General features: G+C 70.4%; 13 protein-coding genes. 9 read left to right on the top strand and 4 right to left on the bottom strand.

The features are described 5' to 3' along the window. Positions 1 to 62 precede the first annotated feature (62 nt). From CGZ91_RS02270 to CGZ91_RS02245, 6 genes are read left to right on the top strand one after another with little or no spacing between them, the layout of a single operon-like run. The gene (locus tag CGZ91_RS02270; RefSeq protein WP_094452329.1) at positions 63 to 3,599 is read left to right on the top strand and encodes a tubulin-like doman-containing protein; all 3,537 of its coding nucleotides are present in this window, start codon (positions 63 to 65) and stop codon (positions 3,597 to 3,599) included. A gap of 1 nt (position 3,600) precedes the next feature. Next, on the top strand, positions 3,601 to 6,366 hold the full coding sequence (locus CGZ91_RS02265; RefSeq protein WP_094452328.1) for a hypothetical protein: 2,766 nt from the start codon (positions 3,601 to 3,603) through the stop codon (positions 6,364 to 6,366). A gap of 15 nt (positions 6,367 to 6,381) precedes the next feature. Next, a complete protein-coding gene (locus tag CGZ91_RS02260; protein ID WP_144008464.1) occupies positions 6,382 to 9,150 on the top strand; it encodes a hypothetical protein in 2,769 nt (922 codons plus the stop codon). Then, complete coding sequence (locus CGZ91_RS02255) at positions 9,147 to 12,320, top strand: GAP1-N2 domain-containing protein (protein WP_144008463.1); 3,174 nt, start codon at positions 9,147 to 9,149, stop codon at positions 12,318 to 12,320. The genes CGZ91_RS02260 and CGZ91_RS02255 overlap by 4 nt, the downstream gene beginning before the upstream one ends. Beyond that, complete coding sequence (locus CGZ91_RS02250) at positions 12,320 to 13,363, top strand: hypothetical protein (protein WP_094452325.1); 1,044 nt, start codon at positions 12,320 to 12,322, stop codon at positions 13,361 to 13,363. The genes CGZ91_RS02255 and CGZ91_RS02250 overlap by 1 nt, the downstream gene beginning before the upstream one ends. Continuing rightward, positions 13,360 to 14,517 carry a hypothetical protein gene (locus CGZ91_RS02245; RefSeq protein WP_094449563.1) on the top strand — a complete coding sequence of 386 codons (1,158 nt, stop codon included), beginning with the start codon at positions 13,360 to 13,362 and terminating at the stop codon, positions 14,515 to 14,517. Before CGZ91_RS02250 ends, CGZ91_RS02245 begins: the two co-directional genes overlap by 4 nt. A gap of 226 nt (positions 14,518 to 14,743) precedes the next feature. On the opposite strand, the gene CGZ91_RS14180 is transcribed toward CGZ91_RS02245, so the two are convergent. Both CGZ91_RS14180 and CGZ91_RS02235 read right to left on the bottom strand, forming a co-directional pair. Beyond that, a complete protein-coding gene (locus CGZ91_RS14180; RefSeq protein WP_179229181.1) occupies positions 14,744 to 15,298 on the bottom strand; it encodes a class I SAM-dependent methyltransferase in 555 nt (184 codons plus the stop codon). Positions 15,299 to 15,516: 218 nt separating this feature from the next. Continuing rightward, positions 15,517 to 16,215, bottom strand: coding sequence for a nucleoside/nucleotide kinase family protein (locus tag CGZ91_RS02235; RefSeq protein WP_179229180.1), 699 nt, complete (start codon positions 16,213 to 16,215; stop codon positions 15,517 to 15,519). 460 nt (positions 16,216 to 16,675) lie between these two features. Here CGZ91_RS02235 and CGZ91_RS02230 point away from each other — a divergent pair, with 460 nt between their 5' ends. Both CGZ91_RS02230 and CGZ91_RS02225 read left to right on the top strand, forming a co-directional pair. Next, positions 16,676 to 17,473: a hypothetical protein gene (locus CGZ91_RS02230; RefSeq protein WP_229116363.1), complete on the top strand. Its 798-nt coding sequence runs from the start codon at positions 16,676 to 16,678 to the stop codon at positions 17,471 to 17,473. Positions 17,474 to 17,525: 52 nt separating this feature from the next. Beyond that, entirely contained in the window at positions 17,526 to 18,266 is a 741-nt protein-coding gene (locus tag CGZ91_RS02225; RefSeq protein ID WP_094452323.1) for an alpha/beta fold hydrolase, read from the top strand. Between the two features lie 29 nt (positions 18,267 to 18,295). Here the strand turns inward: CGZ91_RS02225 and CGZ91_RS02220 are convergent, their stop codons facing one another. Both CGZ91_RS02220 and CGZ91_RS02215 read right to left on the bottom strand, forming a co-directional pair. Then, on the bottom strand, positions 18,296 to 18,973 hold the full coding sequence (locus CGZ91_RS02220; RefSeq protein WP_094452322.1) for an esterase/lipase family protein: 678 nt from the start codon (positions 18,971 to 18,973) through the stop codon (positions 18,296 to 18,298). Further along, complete coding sequence (locus tag CGZ91_RS02215) at positions 18,960 to 19,886, bottom strand: alpha/beta fold hydrolase (RefSeq protein ID WP_094452321.1); 927 nt, start codon at positions 19,884 to 19,886, stop codon at positions 18,960 to 18,962. The genes CGZ91_RS02220 and CGZ91_RS02215 overlap by 14 nt, the downstream gene beginning before the upstream one ends. Positions 19,887 to 20,321: 435 nt before the next feature. On the opposite strand from CGZ91_RS02215, the gene CGZ91_RS02210 reads away from it, so the two are divergent. Continuing rightward, a complete protein-coding gene (locus CGZ91_RS02210) occupies positions 20,322 to 22,550 on the top strand; it encodes an alpha-glucosidase (protein WP_179229179.1) in 2,229 nt (742 codons plus the stop codon). Positions 22,551 to 22,605: the final 55 nt, after the last annotated feature.

Here is a 22,605-nt window from a genome sequence, read left to right as displayed (position 1 = left end):
GAGGGACGGGGCCGGCTCAGCCGGTCTCCGACACGCAGGAACGGATAGGAGAGCACGGCACAATGAGGCGATTCCTTGTGGTGGGCTGCGGCGGCTCAGGCGGCGCCACGCTCGCGTACATCATGGACCAGCTCCGTTCGGACCTAGCGGCAAACCAGGTCCAGAAGTTGCCTGCCGGCTGGCAGTTCGTGCACCTCGATGTGCCCAGCGGTGAGGAACCGGGCCCGGACGGGATCGGGAACGTCGAACAGCAGGGCGGCCGCTATCTCGGTCTGGGCCCCAAGGCCGGGTCGTACGCCGACTTGGACCACGCCCTGTCCCGCAAGCTGGCCCCCAACGACGCACTCGGCGACATTGCCACCTGGGCACCGCGCAACCCGGCCGCAGTCTCCACGCCGATCTCGGTCGGTGCGGGCCAGTACCGCGCCGTCGGACGGATGATTTCGCTGAGCCGCGCCGACACGCTTCGAGGCGGACTCCAGTCGGCCTGGGACGACCTGCATCGGGTCGAGACCCATTCCGAGATGGAAGCCACCGCTCGCCAGACCCGCAGCGGCTACAGCCCCCAGGACGTTCCGATCGTGCTGGTGGTCTCCTCGATGGCCGGCGGCGCCGGCGCCTCGATGGCCCTCGACGTTTGCCGGATCCTCACCCTCATCACCGGCCTGGATCCCAAGCTGATGGCCGTGTTCATGGTCTCGGCCGACATCTTCGACTCGCTGCCCGAGTCCGCCCGCAGCGGCGTACGCTCCAACGCGCTGGCCATGCTCGGCGAGATCGTCGCCGCCCAGACCGGCACCTCCCGGGAACACGACACCCACCTGCTCAAGGCGCTGGGGCAGTCCGCCGGCGCCGGTGCCGAGATTCCGTTCGCCCGGGTCTTCCCGGTGGGCCGCTTCGTCGGCTCCCAGCGCACGATGTTTGGCGACGGCTCGCCCAAGGCGATCTATCGCGGCCTGGCCCGCGGCCTGGCCGGCATGATCATGTCGGAGCAGGCCACCAGCCAGTTCGTCTCCTACGACCTCGGCAACACCGGCTCGGTCCCGCCCGACTCGCGTTACCTCGGTTGGGGCGCCCAGATGGATCCGCTGCCGTGGGGTTCGTTCGGCTTCGCGTCGCTGTCGATGGGGCGGGACCGGTACGCCGAATACTCGGCCCAGCGGATCGCCCGGACCTCGGTGGACCGGATGTTGGATGGCCACCTGCAGGAGGGCAACACCGCCTCGGGCACCGAACAGGTCAAGGCGCTGGTGCAGTCCCAGTTTGCCCAGGCCTGCGCCCAGATGGGGCTCTACAACGGCTCCGCGCAGAACTCGGTCGAGGTGGCCCGCTGGCTGATGGGACAGGCGATGCCGCGCAGCGTCGTCGACCAGAACGCCAACGGCATCGTCACCCGCCAGGTGATCAGCCAGTTGCCGCCGCCCGACGGCCACGAGTCCAGCCAATGGATGCCGATCCTGTCCGGTGTGCTCAATGCCCGCCGCGGCGCGGTCTCGGAGGAGGCCGAGCGGATGGCGTACGGCTGGGCCTTCGACTGGCACCAGCAACTGCTGAACAACACCCTCGCTGCCACTGAACAGGCGATCTCGACGCTGGGTCTGTCCTACGCGGCGGCGCTGCTGCAGCGGGTCGATGCGCACGCCAAGGAGACCATCATCCCGGCCGCGCAGGAGCTCAGCCGGCACGACCAGAGCGACATCACCGCGCTGCCCGGCAACGTTCAGGCGACCCTGTCGGGCACCCGCGGCAAGATCGTGGGCGGCGCGCAGATCGTCGGCCAGATCAGCGACGGGCTGCGCGACAACCTGCGCAACCACGTGTACGCCAAGGCCTCGCGGATGCTGGTGGAGGTGCTGCGGTCCTACTCGACCGACGTCATCACGCCGCTGCTGGACGCGATCAACGAGCAGCGACGGATCCTGGAGCAGGCTCGGGCGGCGGCGGTCCGCCACGACGGTCTGGCCCGGCTCGCCACCGACCAGTACACCGCCTGGCCCTCCGATGAGGACATGAAGGCGCCGGAGCGGTTCGACGAGGCCAACAACGAGGTGCTGCTGACCTCCTCGCGGGAGTTCCTGCCGCAGTACGTCGCCGACATCCAGGCCGCGGTCGAGACCCAGTCGCCCGGCTTCCCGCCGGCCCGCAATGCGGTCGCCCGCCGTGTCATCGTGGGGCAGTGGGAGACCACCGGTGGCATGCAGCCGCCCGGCGGCCTGATCGAGATCACCACCGGCTGGCAGTCGCGGGTCTTCCCGACCCATCCGGGCAACGGCGAATCGATCGTGCCGAGCCGCGCCAAGTTTGACGTCCATGCCCGTCCCGCCGAGGTGTTGGAACGGGCCCGCCTCTTCGTGGCACGGCCGGAGGAGAGCTTCGAACGGTTCTGCTCGGTGTCGCTGCGCGACTACGTCCGGGGCGTCGGCGCCGCCGAGTCCGAACGTCAGGGCCGGGTCAGCGACATCCTGAAGAAGTTCACCGAGACGCTGACGTTGGCGTTGCCGCTCAGCTCCGCCAACGATGCGGCGGTGCAGCTGCTGCACGGCGGCCACTCGGTCGAATATCGCTACAAGTTCTCCGCGGCCCCGTTCGCGGACCTGCCGGTGGCCGACGAACTGGACCGGGTGATCGTCAACAACCCGCAGATCGACACCTCCACCCGGGACAACTTCCAGCGCTCCATCAACGACTCCGACCACGTACGCCGGCTGGACGTCTTCGGCTCCTACCCGCTCTATGCGCCGATCTGTTTCGACTCGGTGCTGCGCCCGGTCGCCGAGCAGTGGGCGACCACCTCGCCGGCGGGCCGGGAAGCCTTCTGGACCCACCGCCGCGCCCGGCCTCTGCAGGCCGCGTTGCCGATGGCCGAGCCGGAACGTCGCGCGATGGTGGCGGGCTGGTTCCTGGCCCAGCTGGTCGGTGCGCTGCGCCTGCCCGAATCGCCCTACACCAAGCCGGTGGAGGTCTTCAGCAGCACCGAGCGGGAGTGGTACGCCTTCCCGAATCCGCTGCTGACTCCGCCGGAGCGGTTCAAGGCGAGCTATGACTGGCTGCCCGCGGTGATGGAGTCGATCCTGCTGGCGTACGCCCGCAGCCACGACAACCCGCCGATGGCCTCGCTGGCGCCCTATCACGCGCTGCGCAGTGTCTTCGACTCCAGCCAGCTGGGGCCTGCCGCCGGCATCGTCGAGCGCAGCGGCAAGAAGCTGCTGGAGGACTGGCTGCGCGACGGCGACATCGGTTCGGGTGCGCTGTCGCGGGTCCCCGGTGCGACCGAGGCGACGACCGTCGAGGAACGTGCCGAGGCCGCCAAGAAGTTCCTCGCCACCATCCACGACCTGGCCGGCACCCACTTCATGGCGCCCGGTCAGGACGGGGCACCCGGTGGCGGCGCCTTCTCACAGGTCAAAGACCGTTCCGTCGCCGCCCAGTCGCCGATCTTCCGCGACCTCGCCCCGGACGTCTTCTGGGCCACCGGCGAGTTGACCGCGATGGTCGATGAGGCGGCGTCGCGGGCGACCGCTCCGGAGCAGGCGGCGGCGCCGGCGCCGGGCCAGGTGCAGCAGAACACGATTCAGATCCCCGAGGGAGGAATCTTCTGAGATGACCGCACTCGTCGTGGTGGTGGTGCCTCCGGGCCCGTTGGATGCTGTGACCGAAACCCTCGTCGACTGGTCGGCGGCAGGTCTGCTGTCGCCGATGGTCGTGCTCGACCCCAGTGGCGTACGCGGACAGGATTTCCCGGTCAGCTACGTCGCCGACGGGCAGCGGTGGGGCGGCAACATCCAGCAGGTGCTCACCTCGCAGCGCTACGACCGGGCGCGGTTGTGTGTCCTGGTGCCCGCGATCGGGGAGGCGCCGGGGCTGTCGGCCGCTGCCGAACACGGCGTTCACCAAGCCATCCTGGGGACTGGTGCGGTCCCGAAGGTGGAGTTGATCCGCGCCATCGTCACCCGCCCCGGCAGCGGTCAGGGCCGGGTCGACCTGGTGCGGGAGGGCTGGCACAACGTGCTGTTGTCGCCGGAGGATTCGCCCGGCCCGGGCGCCGGCCACAGCCCGCTGCCGCCCAGCGTGGACCCCCACGAAATCGCCCCGTACGCCGCGGCTGCGCTGGCCGGTCTGACGGGCCTGTGGCAGGGGATCGACGAGGGTCCGCTGGACGACGCGCCGGCGCCGTACGGCCAGAACGTACGCCTGATGCGTGGCTATTACCGCGACCTCGACGCGAGCGGGATCCAGGCCACGGTGCGCAACGAGATCACTGAACTGCGTGATGAGGTGCCGCTGCCCAACCAGCACGGCCGGCCTGCGGTCTACATCGACGACACCCAGATGGCCACCAATGACATGGCCGCGGCGGTGCTGCGCAAGCACGCCTCGACCTTCCGGGGCCAACGGGTGCAGCCCGCGGCCGTGGAGGCCGACAACGTGGGCATGTGGAAGGCCATCACGATGCTCTTCGGCTTCATCTGGGCCTCCATCACGTTGGCGCCGATGAAGTGGTATTCGATGGTGGTCGGCAACGTCTCCTCGGCGGCTGCCCGCGGCGTCCACTCGGTCGTCTTCGGATCCGACCCGTCGGCGTACAACGTCGTCGCGAAGGGTGAACTGGCCGGCGGCAACGCCGACTGGCAGCAGTTGGCCCGCGCCAGCGCCACCCTGGGCGATGCCTTGGATTCGGACGGTACGCCGCGTCAGCACGAGGTGACCGGTGACTTCTCGGCGGTCTGGCGGGACTACATCGAATGTGGTCTGACCTTGGTCGATGCCGGTGACCGCTCCCACAACATTGCCCCGATCCAGGTCGGCAACGAACGCGGTGTGCTGCGTCGGATGACCGATCTGGTGCCGGCCAGCGGCTTCGACAAGATCCCGCCGCGGGTCGCCAGCGCCGTCGGCATCACCAAGGTGCGCGCCGCCGATCCGCTCGGCACCCACACGCTGCGGCAGCGGCTGCACCACGTGTCCGGCCGGCCCAATCTGGCCCGCGACGTCGACTCGACGCTGCAGGAATTGGACGCCTGGGAGGCTCGCGGCCAACAGTCCTATGCCTCCCGGATGGGCGGGATGATCGCCCAGCAGCTGATGCGGACCGCCGACGAGGTGCGCGGTCTGATGCAGCGGGTGCAACAGGCCGCCCAGGCCGAACAGGTCGATTCCGGCAGCGCCGCGCGACAGAAGTCGATCGCGCTGTGGATGCGGGTGCTCTTCATCGTCTTCCTGGTCGTGGTCGCGCTGATGCTGGTCGGCGGCTGGCAGCAGTGGTGGGAATGGTCCACCAGTGGCATCACCATCGGAATCAGCTTCCTGGTGTGGCTGATCGGTTCCTTCGTGCTCTTCGTGATGGGGCAGCGGGAACTCTTCCGTGACATCAACCGGCGCAAGGTCGCCGTTTCCCAGTCCGAGGCCGACCAACGCAACCTGCGCACCGCGATGCGTGACCTGCGGCGCCAGACCGAGGCGTACGGCCAGTTCCTGGAGTGGACCCGTGCCCTGGGCGTGCTCGCGCACCGCCCCTTTGGGCCGCCGGTGCCGCCACCCGAGTCGGTGGACCAGCTGTCGGCTGGGCTGCCGCGCAATGTGGCCCTCGGCGCTGCCCAGGCCGAGCCGGCCGCGATCGCCAAGGTGGTCTCCTTGCTGCGCCGCGAGACCTTCGGAGCCGGCTGGTTGAGCCGGCCGTGGGAGTCGATGCTGGCCGATGCCGGGCGCCGACTGGGACCCGATGCGTACGAGATCTCCGAGGACCCGCGCCGGATGTGGCTGCAGCGGGCCGGCGTACAGGAATCTTTCCTGACCCGGTGGGCCGATGTGCTGGAGGCCGAAGGGGTCTCCCGGACCGGCGGCGACGAGCTGTGGGACTACGTGATGCGGCGCCTCACCGACCCCAACTCCCATCAGCTGCGCGAGGAACTGATCGGTCAGGTCCGCACCGCCGACGGCGACACCGTGCCGGCGGCGAAGTTCTGGCGTGGCATCGGTGACGAGCAGCCGCCCGCCTCGGGTGATCTGGACGCCCGGGTGCTCAATCGTGACGCTCGGATGTCAGGGCGGGCGACCGTACGCCAGCGGTGGCCCCAGGTCCGCGCCGAGGGCCTGTCCCGGCGCGCCGTGCTGGTCGAGTTGGGTGATGCCTTCCCCAGCTACGAGATCGACCTGACCCACACCGAGGAGCCCGAGCAAACCGCGGCCGCCTCTTGGGCGGACAGCTCCTGGCAGGCCGAGCCGGCCAGTGCGCCGGCACAGACCACCTGGGAGCAGTCCGGTGCGTCCGCGGCCGATTCCCAGGCCGCGACCGGTACGCCGGGCGCCGCGCAGACCGATGACGGACCGCCGGCCGGGACCGCGATGCCCGACGGCCTGGTCTTCTGAGGCGGCACCCCGATGATGAATCAGGCACAACGTCGCCGCGCAGTGTTGTTGCAGTGGGCCCAGGACGCTCGGGTCCGTGGCCTGCCGGTGCCCGATGACCAGACGCTGACCCTGGTCGCCAACAGCCGGGGCTTCCCGCCCGGCGCCAACGGACCGCTGATCATGCGGTGGCGTCCGGTGCTCAACCAGTTGATGTGGCTGTCGGACTCGGGCCACCCCGATCCGCTGCCGCAGGTGCTGCGGGGCAAGCCGCGAGCCGGCCAGCCGCAGGCGCCCGGCCAGCCGCAGCGGCGCGGGCAGTTCCCGCCGCCGCAGGGCCAGCCCGTGCCGGGGCAACCGCTGCCGGGGCAGCCGCCGGTCGGGATGCAACAGCCGGCCCGGCCGGGCCAGCCGGTCACGCAGCAGCCCAACCAGCCCGGTTTCCAGCCCAGCGCGATGTCGCAACCCAGCGCGATGTCACAGCCCAGTGCCTCCCAGCAGCCGGCCCGGCCCGGCGGCTGGGCACCGGCCAACGCCGGGCAGGGCCTGTCGCCGCAGTCGGCGGTGGCCCCCAATCCGCAGTCGTCGGCGATCGGCCCGCATTCCTCGACCTCGGCGGCCACCTCGGCGGCGATCCAGCCCGACGCCGGCACCGAGGGCGGCGCCGGCCCCGCGCAGCCCCAGTCGGCGGCCGAACCCCACCCCGACAACCCGGCCCCGGCGCCGACGGACCTGCAGCCCGACTCGGCCCCCTTGGCCGACCGGGTGCTGACCCGGCTGCGGGCCTGGCGGCAGGATTCCGATGCCAGCCAGGTCAAGGACCGGCATCTGCGGCAGGTCGCCAACGCCGACGCGCGTACGCCCGAGGAGATCGCCGGGCTGTTGCCGGCCTCGGCGAAGGACCACGCCGGCACCATCGCCGACCTGATCGCCGGCTTGACCGGTGGTGCCGGTGGCGCCAAGCCGAGCGGCGGCCAGACCGGTTCCGCCGACCCGGCACAGCACGGCAGCATCCCGTCCGGCCAGGGCTCATCGGCCCAGCCGTCGGGTCAGCCCGAGCAGCGCCAGGCGGAGCCGGAGCGTACGCCGGACCCCGGCCCGCTGGATGAGGGTGACCGGATCGAGGTCGCCTGGCACCACACCGAGGCGATGCTGCAACTGCTGTCCGACTTTGCCCAGACCGACTTCTCCGAACCGGTCGGTGAGCCCGGCGGGATGCGGAGTTCGTCGCTGCGTGATGGTGGCCAACAGCTGCGCTGGCCGGCGTACCAGCCCGACGACCCCGAGAGCTTCGTGGTCTATCGGCTGATCGCCGACGACGACCACGTCCCCTACTCGCCGGATGCCTCCGATGTGGTGGCCGTGACCACCAACACCAACGCCCAGGACCGGCGCGAGTTCAGCTCGGCGGTGCGGCACTACCAGGTCTGGGTCAACGTCGGCACGGACCGGACCGACGCCCTGTTTGCGCAGCCGAAGCTGCACGCCAAGCTGCCGATGGTGGCCCGGCCTCAGAATGTCGACATCCGCGAGGATGAGGGCCGAGTGATCGGCCAGTGGTCGGTGCATCCTGGCGCCCGCAAGGTGCAGGTTTATCGGGTGCCGGCCGAGCGTGCCCAGGCCGCGGCCGGTGACCCGAGCTATCGGATCCTGCCCGACGAGGCCAACCTGGGCGGCTTCGTCGACGAGGACGCCGAGACCGGTCGGCGCTACATCTATCAGTTGCTGGCCGAGGCCGATGTCGACGGTGTCGCGCAGTTGTCCTCGCCGACGTCGGTGCCGGTCAACGTCACCGCGGTGCTGGATCCGGTCACGGACCTGACCTGCACCCTCAGCGACGACGAGCAACGGCCGCGGTTTGACCTGCGCTGGACCGCGCCGCCGGCGGGCCGGGTCTACATCTACCGGACCGCGTCAGGGCCGTTGCCCGGTGCCGATGCGGAGACGGTGAGCGAGGAACAGCTGCCCCAGATGAAGCTGCGCACTGAGGATCGGCTGGCGCACCCGATCAGCGCCGGCGACGAGGGCAGCACGATGATGCGCGAGGTGCCCTGGCCCCGGGAATGGGTGCGGACCTACTTCACCCCGGTGACGGTGCTGGACGGCAAGGCCCGGGTCGGGCGTACGTTGCCGCAGGTGCGCACCCGCGCCGTCACCGACGCCGAGGTCTATGAGCGGGTCACCTCTCAGGTGTTGACGATGGCCTGGCCCGACGGCGCCGCGACCGTGCAGGTCTACAGTTCGGTGCCCGGCGAGGCGATTGACGATGTGCTCGAGGGCCCGCCGCTGGCCGAGATCTCCGCGGAGGCGTACCAGCGCCTGGGTGGGTTGCACTTCACCGAACAGCTGGACGGTCGCGGCTGCGACCTGCACCTGTTGCCGGTCTCGTTCGCGGCCGGGGAGCGGGTCGAGGGCCGGATCACCACGGTGAACTACCCGGGCCTGCTGCGCATCTGGTACGGCATCCAACTGCAGGGCAGTACCGCCGAGGTGCGGGTCCGCGCCGAACGCGACAATCGGTCGGCGCCGCCGATGGTGCTGGTCCACAACCCGGGGCGGCTGCCACTCGACGCCAACGACGGCACCCCGGTGTCAGTGGTCGCTGGCGGTGACCAGCAGCCCCGGGCCCGGTTCTCCCCGCTCAACGGCCTCACGACGGCCTGGTCCCAGCCCTGGTATGCGGACCTGTCCCGCTTCAGCTCGGGCTATCTGCGGGTCTTCATCGACGTACGCCCGGAGCACCAGGCAGCCGTCGCCCTGCTGGATCCGCCGCTGCGAGCGCTGATGTTGGGAGGCCGGGCATGAGTCAGCCGGGCCAGCCCGGGTTCGAGGCAGGGCACGGGGCATATGAGATGCACGGCGACTTCGAGCCGGCGCATCCGGATTTCGCCACGCCGGACAGCGGTGCGGGCGGCGCCGGATCTGCTGGTGGGTCACATGCTGGTGGGCCCGCGCTCGACCACCCCGACCCTGCTGGCCACCATTCGGATCCGGTTCTGCCGCAGTCGGGCAACTGGGATCCGGGCAGCAGCACCTCGCCGATGATGCGTATCGGCCAGAGAGAAAGCGGCAGTGCCGCGCCAGCACTTGGCGGGTACGGTGCGCCTCCCTATGGCGCGGGTCAGCCCAGCGCGAATCCGTACGGCGCGGGTCAGCCCAGCGCAAATCAGTACGGTGCGGGTCAGTACGGTGCTGGGCAGCCCGGCTCGGCCTCCTCGGCCAGTTCCGCTGCCGCGGCCCCGGCGCAGCGCTGGGGTCAACTGACCTACACCTCCTTCGACCGGGGTGACCAGCCGGGCGGCTGGCAGGTCAAGGACACCACCGGCGGTCTGGCGCCCGGCGAGATCGAGTTTCTGCGGTCCCGGGTCTCGACCCAGTTCGACTCCGGCGTCGAACTGCCGCGGTTTCCGACCGCCGAGCAGATCAGCCAACTGCCGCGGCGGCTGCTGTACGCCCCCGGTCAGGACGGCGCGATGGCGTACTGGCATGCCGTCCCCGCCGGCATCGACGCTTCCGGTCGCCCCGGCAATGTCTTTGCCCACGTCATCACCGACCGGGCCCCGGAGCAGGCCGCCGACCCGATCCGGCCAATCCAGCGTTGGCGCAGCTCGGGCTGGTTGGCGCCGTACGGCCCCGACAATGTGGTGGCCGCGACGCTGACCAGCGTCGACCCGCCCGCGCCCGGGCCGTTCACGCCCGAGAACATCGCCGACTTCCTCTTCGAGCCCCGCACCACCCGAATCGGCACCCTGGCCGCAGTGTTGGACGCCTGCGCGGCAGCGTTGGCCGGTGGCCAGCGGGTGGTGCTGGCCGCCGCTGACACCGACGAGGCTGCCGCCTGGATTGCCGCGGTGCAGTGGTGCATGTCGGCCGGTGCCGCACGCCGGTTTTCGTTCTCGACCTCCGAACGCCACACCACCTTGGCCGAGGCCTGGCGTCGCGGCGTCCATCTGGCCTGTGTGCCGCCCGGGGACCTGGATGCCCTGGCGCGGGACCGGTCGGTGGTCGTCATCGACGCTGAGGAACCGGTCCAGCTCGGCGACCTCGACGGGCAGCCGCACCGCACCGATCACGGCGACGAGATCGTGGTGACCGAATGGTCCGCGATCATCGCTGAGTTGTTCGCCGACCCCGACGAGGTGCCCGGCGTGATCGGGCAGATCGACGCGCTGGCGGCACGGGTCGGCGACATTGGCCTGGAACCGGACTGGCCGGTCGCGATGTTGGTCGCCCAGGGCTTGGACCCCGATGTGGTCACCGAGGCACGCCGGATCATGCGGCGGTCCACCCCGGCGCACCTGCGCGACGAGGCCGAACTGTGGGCACTGACCGCGCAACACCTGCGGGAGGACACCGGCGACGACGTCGCCGCCGCCTGGCAGGCGGTCGCCGAGGCCGAATCGGGCAGCGGTTGGGTGGTCTCGGAGCTGTTGGGTCGGCAGTACGCCGAACTGGCGCTACGGGACCCGAACTGGCTGGGCGAGAGCGGCACGTCGAAACTGCCCAGCATCGGCGCCCCCGAGGAACCCGACGCCGACGATCCGTTGCTGTCGATCGCGGCCGACGCGCTGATGGCGCTGCCCGACCCGGCCGCGGTGGCAGTCCCGGGGCCCGCCGGCGACGCCGCCCAGCTGCGGCTGGCGCGCTGCGGCGTACGGACGTTGGAATTGGTGCTGCTGTTGGGTCTGGCCCACGACGAGCAGGTCAACCGGCTCAGCACCCAGATGTGTGAGCGGGTGATCATCCCGATCCTCATGGACGGATCCACCGGCGAACGGCTGGTCGCGTCTCTCGACGGTCAGCTGCACCAGGCGGCCCGGTCCTGGCTGTGGGGGATGCTGGCGCACCGTCCCCTCGGGGCCGCCGCGCCCGGCACCCGGATCCCGCCGGCGGTGCTGAGTTGGGTCACCCCGGTCGCCGACCCTGGCACCCCGGATCCGCTCATCCTCACCGGGGCCGACCGGGACGGCCGGATGCCGCCGCTGGCCGCCGAGTTGGCCTGGCAGCGGGTACGCCAGCCGGTCCCCGACGAGCGCGTGATGGCGTCGGCACGGTTCATCGCGGTCTGGTCCGCGCTGGAACACCGGGAACAGAATCGCCAGCCAGCGCCTGATCCGCAGAGTCACCTTGCTGACCTGTTGGTCGAACCGGACTGGCCCGCGGACCGGGTCGCGACCTTGTTGCGGCGGTTCGGGCCCGGCGTACCGATGCCGTGGGCGGCCCGGTCGCTGCTCGGATCCCCTTTCGACAGTGCACTGGCGCCGTTGTGTCAGGTGCTCGCATCGACGCCGCTGGGTGGCGCGGTCCGGGCCCGGGAGCATGTCGCCCGACAGGGCTGGTTGCAGCACACCCGGGCCGATCAGGCTGCTGAGCTGGCGCGGGCATTGGCCGGGGCCGCCGAGCAGACCAGCGACCCGGAACAGGCGATGGAGCCCGGGGTGGCGACCCAGTACGGCCTGCTGCTCACCCTGGCCTTGCTGGCCGGTGAGGACGTGCCGACCTCCTGGTTCGGGTTGGTGGCCGAGGCCGACGTGTCGGCGAGCGACCTGTCCGATCTGGTGCGGTGGTGCCGTCGCCACGGCACCGAGATCCCCGCGGTGGCGACCTGGTTGTTGCGTACCGAACCCGATTCGCCGGCCGCCGCCGAGGACGACGTGTTGGGTCGGTTCGGGCGGGCGATGCAGGTCGTCGGTGAGGACCGCCGGCACACCCGGCGTACGCTGCCCACCGCCTTGGTGGTCGAGTTGGGGTGGCAGGGCGAGGTCCCGCAGCGCAAGGGCGAGGACTTCGGCACCGACCTGATCGCCATGTCGGGCCGGCTCGCCGACGAGGTCGACACCCCGCGCAGCCGGGCTGGCGGGCAGCGGGGAGTGGAGAAGTTCCTCAAGGGCTGGGTCCGCAAGAACCGACCCAAGGTCGGCATCGCTGACCGGATCACCAACGTGTGGGGACGTGGGACAGAGAGGAGTCGCTGATGCCGACTTACGTACTCGATGGTGGCAACACCACCCGGCTGCCGGCGCGACCGTTGACGCTGCGGGTGCAGGGTGCGCCCTGTGAGTTGCGCGCGACCGTGGCCGGACAGCCCGCCGAACAGGCAATCCTGCCCGCGGCCGGGACCTTGGTGCTGCCGCGGATCGACGACGACGTCGAGGTGGCCGTGGTGCCGCTGGGCGCCGACGAATTCGGTGCCGGCTCCCGACTGACGGTCACCATCGGCAGCGACGTCCGCGGCGAGGTCGACCCGGAGCGGGCCGTGCTCTCCGGAGTCGACGTGTCCGGCCTGCGACGCCGCGAGCTGGTGGTGATCCGCAGCGAGGGCAGCCGGGTCGCGATCACTGCGCAGGGTCGCCGGGTCGAAGCCCCGTTGTCGCCGCTGGCGACCGCCGCCCGTGACCTGTGTCGTTCGGTGCTGGGCGCTGAGGCGCTGCCGCCGGCCGAGCAGGGCTCGCTGGCGTTGCTCATCGACACCTCCGCCTCCATGCACCTGCCGCTGAGCGTCGGCGCTGCCGCGGTGGCGACCGAGATCCTGGTTGGTGTGGGGCGGGTGTACGCGCCGGACGAGACGCCGCAGGTGTACGCCGGCAGCACCGATCGGTCCGTTGCCGGTGGGGACGACCCGATCGCTGCCGTCACCGAACAGGTCACCGGTGCCGAGGACAGCAGCGGTTTCGACCCCTCCCATCTGGTCAGCTCGGCAGCAGGCCAGGTCTGGGTGATGCTCACCGACGGGCTCGTCGCTGCGACCCCGCCCGAGGTGCACCCGATGGTGGCCGTACGCCCCTCGACCTGGCAGGTGATGGAGCATCGGCTGCCGGGGGCATCGCCGCTGTGGTGCGACCTGACTCCCGAGCAGGTCGGCCAGGCCGAGAGCCCGGCTGCCGAACTGATCCGGGAACAGCTGTTGGCCGACCCCAACAGTCTGCGGGTGGCGGTGCTGCCGTTGCTGCGGCGGGTGTTGACCGATGAACGGGCCGCGCAACTCGGGCTGGCCGAGGCCGGGGTGGCCAACCGATGACGCGCTGTCCCCATTGCTTCAACTTCCTCAGCCCGGAGCGGTACGCCTTCCAGTGCGACTCGGGTCGGTGCGATGCGGTCCCCGACGAACAGGGCAGCCTGTTTCACGGGGCGCCGACGACGTGGCGCCCGACGGTGATCGCGAACGCGCCCCGCGGCGTACCGGGATGGCGGCCGCCGGCCAATGTGCAGTGTCAGCGGTGCGGCGGGCCGACCCGGGAATGCTGTCCGATCTGCCACTACATCCTGCCGGGGCAGTGGCGCGAGGGGACAGCGACCTGTTTTGCGCTGGCTGGGGCGCGTGCCACCGGCAAGAGCATTTACATCGGTGTGGTCATCAAGCAGTTGGAGCTGTTGGCGCAGGCGATGGGCACGACGCTGTCGTTCGTGAACTCGGCGTCGCGGGAGACCTATCACACGGTCTATGAACGGCCGCTGTACGAGACCCGCGGCATCATCCCGCCGACTCCGCGCGCCAACCTGGCTGACTCCTACCAGCGCGACCCGATCATCCTGTCGCTGGGCGTGGTCGGTGGGCAACGCCGCTTCCTGGTGTTCCGTGATGTCGCCGGTGAGGATCTGGAGGGTCAGGTCGAACAGCACCACCACCTGCGGTTCTTCGCGAACGCGTCGGCCGTGCTGTTCATGTTCGACCCGACCCGGGTCAGCGAAGTACGCGACCAGCTGCAGGACCTGATCCCGGCCCAGCTTCACGAGGGCGGCGACCCGGCGGTGGTGCTCAACAACCTCAACCTGTTGATTGGCGCCGGCCGCCCGCGGCTGGCGGTGGTGCTGAGCAAGTTCGACACCATGCAGGCGTTGCGGAAGGTCGAGGGGACCGGGCTGTCGCGAATCATGTCCAACATGGGCGCGGCGTTCATGCGGGACCCGGGCGCCCAGCAGACCAGCTTCGACCTCGAGGATGCGGCGCTGCTCCATGCCGAGGTGCGTAGCCTCTTGCAGCGGCTGGGCGCCACCAACCTGGTGACGGCCGTGGAACGGCCGAACTCCGGGCGTACCTTGGACCACCGCTTCTTCACGGTGTCCGCGCTCGGTGCCCCCACCGACGGCGAACAGTTGCACGACCGTGGCATCGCCTCGTTCCGGTGCCTGGACCCGATCCGCTGGGCCCTGCACCGCGACGGCGTGCTGTAGGGCGTACGCGTTGGCCGGCGGAGTTCCCGTGGGAACGTCTCGACGGCCCTGTGTACGCCGGCGCCCGTCGTCTGCCCCGCCCACGACCGGTGCCCGAGGTGTGCTTCTTCAGCATGCTGTAGTTGTGCAGCCGAAACGGTCGGATCCACCTGCATTTCTACAGCCTGCTGTGGATGTGCATGTCGGCCGGCGTTCCCGTGGGAACGCCTCGACGGTGTGGGGGCGCTCAGCGCCCGAGCTCGAGGTGGACCAGGTACGCCGCGCCCGAGGCGGTCACATCGACGAGGCGCCAGGGCGTCTGGTCGACGGCCCGAGTGACCTCGTCGACAGCCATGAACCAGTAGTTGAACCAGCCGGTGGCGAGTTCTCGATGCCGCACTCGGATCCGGAGCTGGCCGCCGGGGCGACCGGCGGCGCGGTTGCGCTCGTGGTAGGCCAGATGGAGCGGATCCGTCGTGGCGTACGGTTGCGTGCCAAGCCCAAGCAGAACGGCGCCGGGCGCAGCATGGTCGGCCAGACTGCGCAGCGTGGATACGGCCGTCATGGGGCTGCCGAGCAGCGCGAGGTTGTTTCCGAGCAGGACGAGGCTGTCCCAGCCGCCGACCGTGAGGTCCTCAACCGCCGAGCCGATCACCGTCACACCGCGGTCGCGGCAGACCTGCGCAGCGCCCGGGGACGGCTCGAGGGCGGTGACCTCGAGCCCCCGCTCGCGGAGGGCGAGGCTGTGGCGGTCAGCGCCACAGCCGATGTCGAGGACGCGGCCGCGGGCCTGATCACACACCAGGCGGTCCAACGGGTGCCAGGTGTCCTCGGTCGAGAAGTATGTCCGTGCGTCGCTGGCGCTGATGAAGCGGTCGTCGCGCTCGATGATTTCCTGTGGGCGCGGTCTCAGTCGCGGTGCTGGCGAGGAGGAGTTCACCGAAGGCGTCCCCAAGCAGTGGTTGCATGATCGAAATCTCACATAGGCGGTCAGCCCCGGCATGGGAATTTCTCCAACTGCTACGTCTGGCTGGAGTCCGGCGATGTCGGCCCCCGGCGATGGTCCATGGCGGCGCGGGCAGCGCCCGCGGCGATCTGGCGCGGTGCCCCGGGCGTGCTGTTGTCGATGACGGTTGACGCGCGCAGCCATGGCCGGGCCTCGGCGAAGTAGCGCCGTTGAGCCCCCGTGTAGCGCGCCAGTTTGGGGCTGTCCTGGGGAAGTCTGTTCCGCTGCGCGAGTCTGCGCGTTGCCTCGTTGAGGTCGACATCCAGATAGATGGAGTGGTCCCAGACATCGACGAGCTCGTCTCGCAGGAGGAAAGTCCCTTCGGTGATGATCACCGCATCTGGCGGAGCAGGTGTCAGGTCAGGCTCGATGACCTCACCGGTCGCGTGATCAATGGCCGAGGCTGCGAAGGTGCTGGCGCCTGACCGCAGCGGGAGGAGGGCACGATCGAGGAGTGCCGGGTAGTTGTACGCGTCCAACCAGAATCCCTCGGCGGAGTTCGGTCCTCGAACATGCCGGGCGGAAGCGGGGTTGAGGAAGTCATCGGCGTGCAGCACGATCACGGGCCGTCCACGAATCAGTGCAGCGAGCTCGCGGGCGAAGGTGGTCTTGCCGGATCCGCCGACGCCGTCCACGGCCACCATCCATCGGCCGGAGCCCGAGCCGACCGGGGCACGTTGAGCGATCGCATTGAGGGCGGCTGACGAGTCCACGGCGCCAGCATCGCACCCTCAGATGGCCCAGTGTTGGCACGGACTTGGGAAGCGACGAAGATTCGCGCGCACTACGTGCAGTGGATTCGGCGAGAGCCCAGTTGTGGGGTGCGTTGGAGCATCGACTGCATGCCATGCGCGATGTGGGCTCTGATCGCGGCGGTGTTCCCGCGGGAACGTCTCGACGGCGTACGCCGGCGCCCGTCGTCTGCCCCGCCACGCCGGCACCGAGGTGCGCTTCTCCAGCATGCTGTAGTTGTGCAGCCGAAACGGTCGGATCCACCTGCATTTCTACAGCCTGCTGTGGATGTGCATGTCGGCCGGCGTTCCCGTGGGAACGTCTCGACGGCCCGGCTCGTGGTCACCAGCCGCCACTCAACCCCGAGAAACGGCCTTCTGTGCAGTTGGGGCGTTGAGCGTCAGCTGGTGACCATCGAAGGCGACGCTCTACGCTGGCGGCGTGCCCCGACCTGATGCGAATGAGCCTGCGCGGCTGCCCGACGAACCGGTGCTGCCTGCGTTGACCGGGGAGCCGGAGCATCCCGATGGTCCGCCGCGCGGCAGTCGCTATCAGCGGCTGGATCATGCGGCTGTACGCGGGGCCACCGTCGACCTGCAGCGGCGGATCAAGGCTCGGTTCCCGCGGCGGAGCCTGTGGGAAGTCAGCGGTGAGCTGGTCGGACTGGTCGACGAGATCGGTTCGGACGATGGCGTGAGCAGCCGGCGAGTGCGGCTGGCGCGGGTGCTGTCCCGCGTCGGCGTCGCGATTGTGGTCCTGATCTTCGGTGGTGCCGTGGCCCTGGCGGCGGTGGAGATCTGGAGCCGTCCGGACACCGTCGGACCCCTGGACTGGCTCAGCCTGATCGAAACCCTGGTCAATGACTTGGTCTTCGGTGGCATTGCCGTCTTCTTCCTGATCGCAGTCCCCGAGCGGATGGAACGCGCCCGGGTGTTGCGGGTGTTGCACCGGCTTCGCTCGCTGGCCCACGTCATCGACATGCATCAGCTGAGCAAGGTGCCCGAACGCCTGGAGAGTTCCACTGAGGAGGCGCAGCTCGGCCTCACCCGCACCGAAGTCGCCGTCTATCTGGACCAGTGCACCGAGTTGCTGTCGCTGGTCGGCAAGACCGCAGCCCTGTTCGCCGAGGACACTTCCGATGGCGAGGTGGTCGATGCCGTCGAGGGCATCGAATCGCTCACCTCGGACATGGCCCGCAAGATCTGGCAGAAGGTCGCGATCATCCAGCAGCAGCGCTGAGGCGTTCCCGCCGCAACGCCTCAGCGGCTCGGGCGCCGACTAATCTGGCGACATGACGCCACGCCCGCGGTTGGTGCTGGTCCACGGCACCCGGTTTTCGACCACCCAGTGGGCGGGTTATGACGCCCGGATCCCTGCGGCCGAGCTGGTGCCGATCGACCTGCCGGGGCACGGAGCGAAGGTGGGGCAGCCCTTCACCACCGAAGCCGCCTTCGAGGCGATCAGCGAGGGCATCCATCGCGACCGCGACCCCGACGACGACCGGCCGGTCATCCTCGCCGGCCACAGCCTCGGCGGTTACCTGGCCACCGGGTACGCCGCGGCCCACCCCGGCGAACTGGACGCGCTCGTGATCCTGGGCGCGACCGCGGACCCCTCCGGACCGTTCACAGCGCTGTATCGGGGTTTCGCCAAGGCGGTGCCCGTGATCGGGCATGAGCGGCTGGCGAAACTCACCAACGGGGTGATGCGGGGGCTCGGCGCTCGGGGCGAGACCGCCGACAATCTGCCGGACGGGTCGGCGTACGCGGCACTGCCCGCGGCCTGGGCCGCCGTGATGGACCACGCCGGGCCGCACCTGCTCCACGACGTCACCTGCCCGGTGGTGCTGGCGAACGGGCAGTTTGACCAGATGCGTCTCCACGTCACCCGGTATGCGAGGGCGGTCGAACGGGCGCCGGTCGAGATCGTCACAATCCCGCGCGCCACCCACCTGATGCCGACGACTCACCCGGCCCAGGTCGCCGAGGTGCTCGCCCACGGGGTGGAGCTGGGCATGGAACACCACGGCTGACGAGTCGCCATTGTCGGGGGCACGGCTTCTCAGCCGGCCAGCTGATCCAGCCCCGCCAGGATCGCGGCACGGGCGTCGCGATGGTCCAACACGCGGAAGTGGCCGGTGGTGTCGATCTCGATGTTGGCGGCCGCGCCGGCCAGCCGGGAGCCTTCGGGCACGTGCGGATCCATGCGGGGATAGATCGACACGATGCGCGCGTTCACCTCGGCCTGCAGCGCCAGGGCGCGGATGGCAGCATTGCGGCTGCGGAGGTTGCGCACCCCGAAGCCCGGCAGGAACAGCCCCGCCAGCCAGGACCCTTCAAAGGGTGTCGACACCGCGACGCAACCAGCGATCAGGTCTCCGTACGCCGGGTCGGCCATCACGTGCTTGGCGATCAGCCCGCCCTTGGAGTGGGCCACCACCAACACCGGGTCCTCGGCGGCGCCGAGCCGCTCCAACTCTGCGGCGACGATCCGGGCCGAGCGGGCCAGCGTGAAGGTGTTCCAGTTCAGCCTGGGCACCGTGCGTGTCGACCAGCCGTGCTCGCCGAGCCAGTCCGCAAGGCCGGACAGATAGCGGGGGTTCTCCCAGACCCCGGGCAGCAACAGCACCCGCTGGTCCCGTCCCCACGGGGCGGCTGGGGGCGTACGCCGCGGCACCAGCGACCGTGCCTGCGCGGCAAGGACGTTGGCGTAGTCCGCGACCCGGTCAGCGAACCGCATCGTGAAGGTGGATCGTGAGTGCGCCGACCCGGTCGAAGATCATCGAATGTGCACCGCCGTCGACGACCCGCTCGGTGGCGCGGCAGGTGTGCCAGAGTTCGTCGACCCAGGCCGCCGGGCTGACTCGGTCATGCTCGCCGCGGACCACCATGACGGGATCATGCACGTCCCGCAGCGCCTCACGAGTGCGGTCTTCCAGCATCAGCGGCAGCACCTCCAGAGCCCAGTGCACCCCGCCCCACAGATAGTTGGCGACGGCCTTGCGGCGCGCGATCCAAGGCTCGTGGTGGACGGTGCGGAGGAACCGCCAGGCCGTCAGCGGGAGCGGGGCGCGGGTGTCGGGCGGGGCGAGCAGCACCACTGCGCGGCAGTCGAGCTGTTGCGCGGCGAGGCTGGCGACCTGGCACCCCATCGAGTGTCCCACCAGGATCAGGTCGGTGATGGCGAGCTGGCGGCACGCCCCGACCACCGCGTCGGCGAACTGATCCATCCGCAGCGGTTCGGGCGGGTGCGGCAGGCCGGCAAATCCGGGCAGGTCGATCAGCACGGTGTCGTGGTCGCGGAACTGGTCGGCCAGGGCCAGGAAGGACCGTGCCGCCATCCCCAACCCATGGACGAAGACGACGGTGGTGCGGGGCGAGCCCGGAGCTGGCGCCGCGCCGGTCGGGTGAGGAGCTGATGCGCGACGGCGCCCGGGGCGTACGTGATGACGCACCCAGATCTCACCCACCCGATGGGTCTCGCTGTGCCACTCGGTGCGGGGGAGTTGGCGCCGGCGGGGTTCCCGCGGGGCGTGGTCGCGCATCGTGATGCCGAGCCGTTCGCCGATCGCGTCCACGCCGCGGCTGATGCGCCGACCCCAGCGGCGCAGCCGGGTCGGGGTGTCCGGCTCGAGCGGGGATGACGGTGGCACGGCTCCATTCTGGCAGGAGCGGGTGGAGGGCACCGGTTGTTTGTGAGCACAGCCGTCCAGCGCGACGGGCACGGCGTCCAAACCCGAGCGTTGACGGTGCCCTCCGAGAGGACCAGGTCGGCAGCGATCTCGGCATTGCTGAGGCCGCGCGCGGCCCGGTGTTCGGCCGACGTGAGCACCGCCAGCGGGTCCTCGTCGACGTCCTCGGGGCGGGCCCCGACCGCCAGCCGGGCGACCCGAGGATCGATGACGAGCTCGCCCCCCAGGGCCGCTGCGATGGCCCGGCCCAGCGTTTCGGGACAGATATTTGCGACCAACCGCCGCTGGGGCGCGGTTTTCTGCAGCACTCCGCCGCCGCTACCCTCGATTGTCCGGGCCTTGGAATCGTGGGGCCGCTTCGGCGCGGTCGGGGCGCCGCTGCGGGAGGATGGGCGCGTGCCTGCCTCCCGTACCCGCCGCGTCGGTCTCCTCGTTGCCCTGGTCGTTGCCGCCCTGCTCGTCGGATTTCTGATTCAGCTGCCCCGGGATCGGGTCTCGTCGCTGCCGGTGGGCCGGCTCAGCGTTGCGTCCGATGTGCGTGGAACGTACGCCGTGGGTGACCTCAGCGTCGATCTGGCCGAGGACCGGATGCGGATCCTGCGTGGCGACCGGGAGGTGTGGGCATCGGAGGCAGGCAAACCCTTCGCGGTCGCGGGCCGCGGCCAGGTCGGCTGGCAGGAACATCGCGGCTACCTGTGGCCGCACACCCAACGGACCGAGCGGTTGCGCCACCAGCAGGTCACTGGCGTACGGGTCACCGGTGCAGCAGTCGAGCTGACCGGTGTCTTCGGCAGCGGGCCAGCCGCGCCGGCCTGGACTGCCACCATCCGGGCCGACGGGGCGGGTGCTGCGCTGCACCTGGCCGCCGCTGAGGTCGACTCGATCGCACTGGTCAGTGGACGTACGCCGGACGCGGCGGTGCACGGGCTGGGGGAGCAGTTCGCCGGCTTCGACCTGTCCGGACGGGTCATCCCGATCGTCACCCGCGAGCAGGGCGTGGGCCGCGGCGTCCAGCCCCTGACCCTGCTGGCCGACCTCACCAACGCCGGCGCCGGCGCGACCGACCAGTTCACCTACGCGGCGTGGCCGAGCTACGTCACCGCGGACCTCACCGGCGTACGCCTGCAGCCCGGCGCTGCCGGCACCGATGCCTTCGTGGTGGCTGACACGACCGGTACGCGGCGGGTTTCGCTGGAGGTCTGGGGCACCGAACTGACCGCGCAGCTGGTGGCCGCCGACAGCCCTGCGGAGTTGCTGGAGCAGCGCAAGTTGACCGGGGCGGCCGAGCCGCCGGACTGGCTCTACCAGGGCGCCGTGTTGGGCATCCAGGGCGGTTCGGAGAAGGTCCGCGCGAGCGTCGCCGCGGCCCGAGACGCCGGTGCGGTGGTCTCGGGGGTGTGGCTGCAGGACTGGACCGGCCGGCGTACCACTTCCTTCGGTGATCGGCTCTGGTGGACCTGGCAGGTCGACCGGGAGCTCTACCCAGACTGGGAGGAGCTGGTCGCCGAGCTGCACGCCGAGGGGATCCGCACCACCAGCTACGTCAATGCGTTCGTCGTCAACGCTGCGCCGAAACAGGCCGAGTCGAAGCAGGATGAGGGCATCCGCAACCTGTACGCCGAGGCGGCCGCCGCCGGGCACCTGGTGTTGGGTCCGGACGGTGGTCCGTACCTGATGGATCAGGGCGAGTTCGACGCCGCGATGGTCGACCTGAGCCGGCCTGAGTCGCGCGAGTGGTACGCCCAGGTGATCGCCTCCGAGGTGCTCGCGCACGGGGTCGATGGGTTCATGGCGGACTTCGGTGAGGGGCCGCCGCCGGATGCTCGGCCGGCCGGGGGCGGCGCCGAGGACCTGCACAATGCCTGGCCGACGCTGTGGGCGCAGACGGTGGCGCGGGCCTGCGAGATCGCCGAACGGCCCGACTGCGCGACCTGGTTCCGCGTCGGATCCTCCAGCACGCCCGAGCACGCCGCGTTGCTGTGGAACGGCGACCAGCTCGTCACCACCGACCCCGACGACGGGCTGGCTTCGGCGCTGCTCGGCACCTTCCACGCCGGAGTGTCCGGCTGGCCGCTGGCGCACGCGGATCTGGGTGGTTACACCTCGATCAACGCGGTCGTTCACGACTACGTACGCGCGCCCGAACTGCTGGCGCGGTGGGGTGAGTTCGCCGCGTTCGGAGTGGTGATGCGCAGTCACGAGGGCAACCGCCCCGGGCCGAACCCGCAGGTCTACGACCCCGAGGAGCTGGCGGCGTACGCGCGCAACACCCAGATCTTTGCGGCGCTCGAGCCGTACCGGAAGGAAGTGGTCCGCGAGGCTCGGCAGACCGGGATGCCGGCGATTCGGCACGCCTGGCTGATGGCGCCGGGCAGCCGTGCCGCCGAACGCGACGACCAGTTCTTCTTCGGCCCTGACGTTTTCCTGGCCCCGGTGCTGGACCTCGACGCCGAGGAGGTGGAGGTGACGCTGCCGCCGGGGCAGTGGCGCCACCTCTTCACCGGCGAGGTGTACGCCGGCGACACCGACCACACGGTGGCGGCGCCGATCGGGCACCCGGCCGCCTTCGTACGCGCGGACAGCCCTTGGGCGGGGGACCTGATCGCCGCGATGCAGGCGATCTGAGGGCGGGGCTGCTACCAACACCCCCAGCGGCGGTAGGTCGTAAATAGTGCGACCT

The organism is Parenemella sanctibonifatiensis, from assembly GCF_002250565.1.
In the GTDB taxonomy this organism is placed as follows: domain Bacteria; phylum Actinomycetota; class Actinomycetes; order Propionibacteriales; family Propionibacteriaceae; genus Parenemella; species Parenemella sanctibonifatiensis.
Note: the sequence above shows the minus strand (reverse complement) of the source record. Positions and strands in the feature narration are given on the sequence as shown.

Bases quoted from the DNA above. Each gene is read 5' to 3' on its own strand.
- CGZ91_RS02245 (WP_094449563.1), top strand. From the start codon at position 13,360: ATGACGCGCTGTCCCCATTGCTTCAACTTCCTCAGCCCGGAGCGGTAC.
- CGZ91_RS02255 (WP_144008463.1), top strand. From the start codon at position 9,147: ATGAGTCAGCCGGGCCAGCCCGGGTTCGAGGCAGGGCACGGGGCATAT.
- CGZ91_RS02270 (WP_094452329.1), top strand. From the start codon at position 63: ATGAGGCGATTCCTTGTGGTGGGCTGCGGCGGCTCAGGCGGCGCCACG.
- CGZ91_RS02225 (WP_094452323.1), top strand. From the start codon at position 17,526: ATGACGCCACGCCCGCGGTTGGTGCTGGTCCACGGCACCCGGTTTTCG.
- CGZ91_RS02260 (WP_144008464.1), top strand. From the start codon at position 6,382: ATGAATCAGGCACAACGTCGCCGCGCAGTGTTGTTGCAGTGGGCCCAG.
- CGZ91_RS02250 (WP_094452325.1), top strand. From the start codon at position 12,320: ATGCCGACTTACGTACTCGATGGTGGCAACACCACCCGGCTGCCGGCG.
- CGZ91_RS02220 (WP_094452322.1), bottom strand. From the start codon at position 18,973: ATGCGGTTCGCTGACCGGGTCGCGGACTACGCCAACGTCCTTGCCGCG.
- CGZ91_RS02265 (WP_094452328.1), top strand. From the start codon at position 3,601: ATGACCGCACTCGTCGTGGTGGTGGTGCCTCCGGGCCCGTTGGATGCT.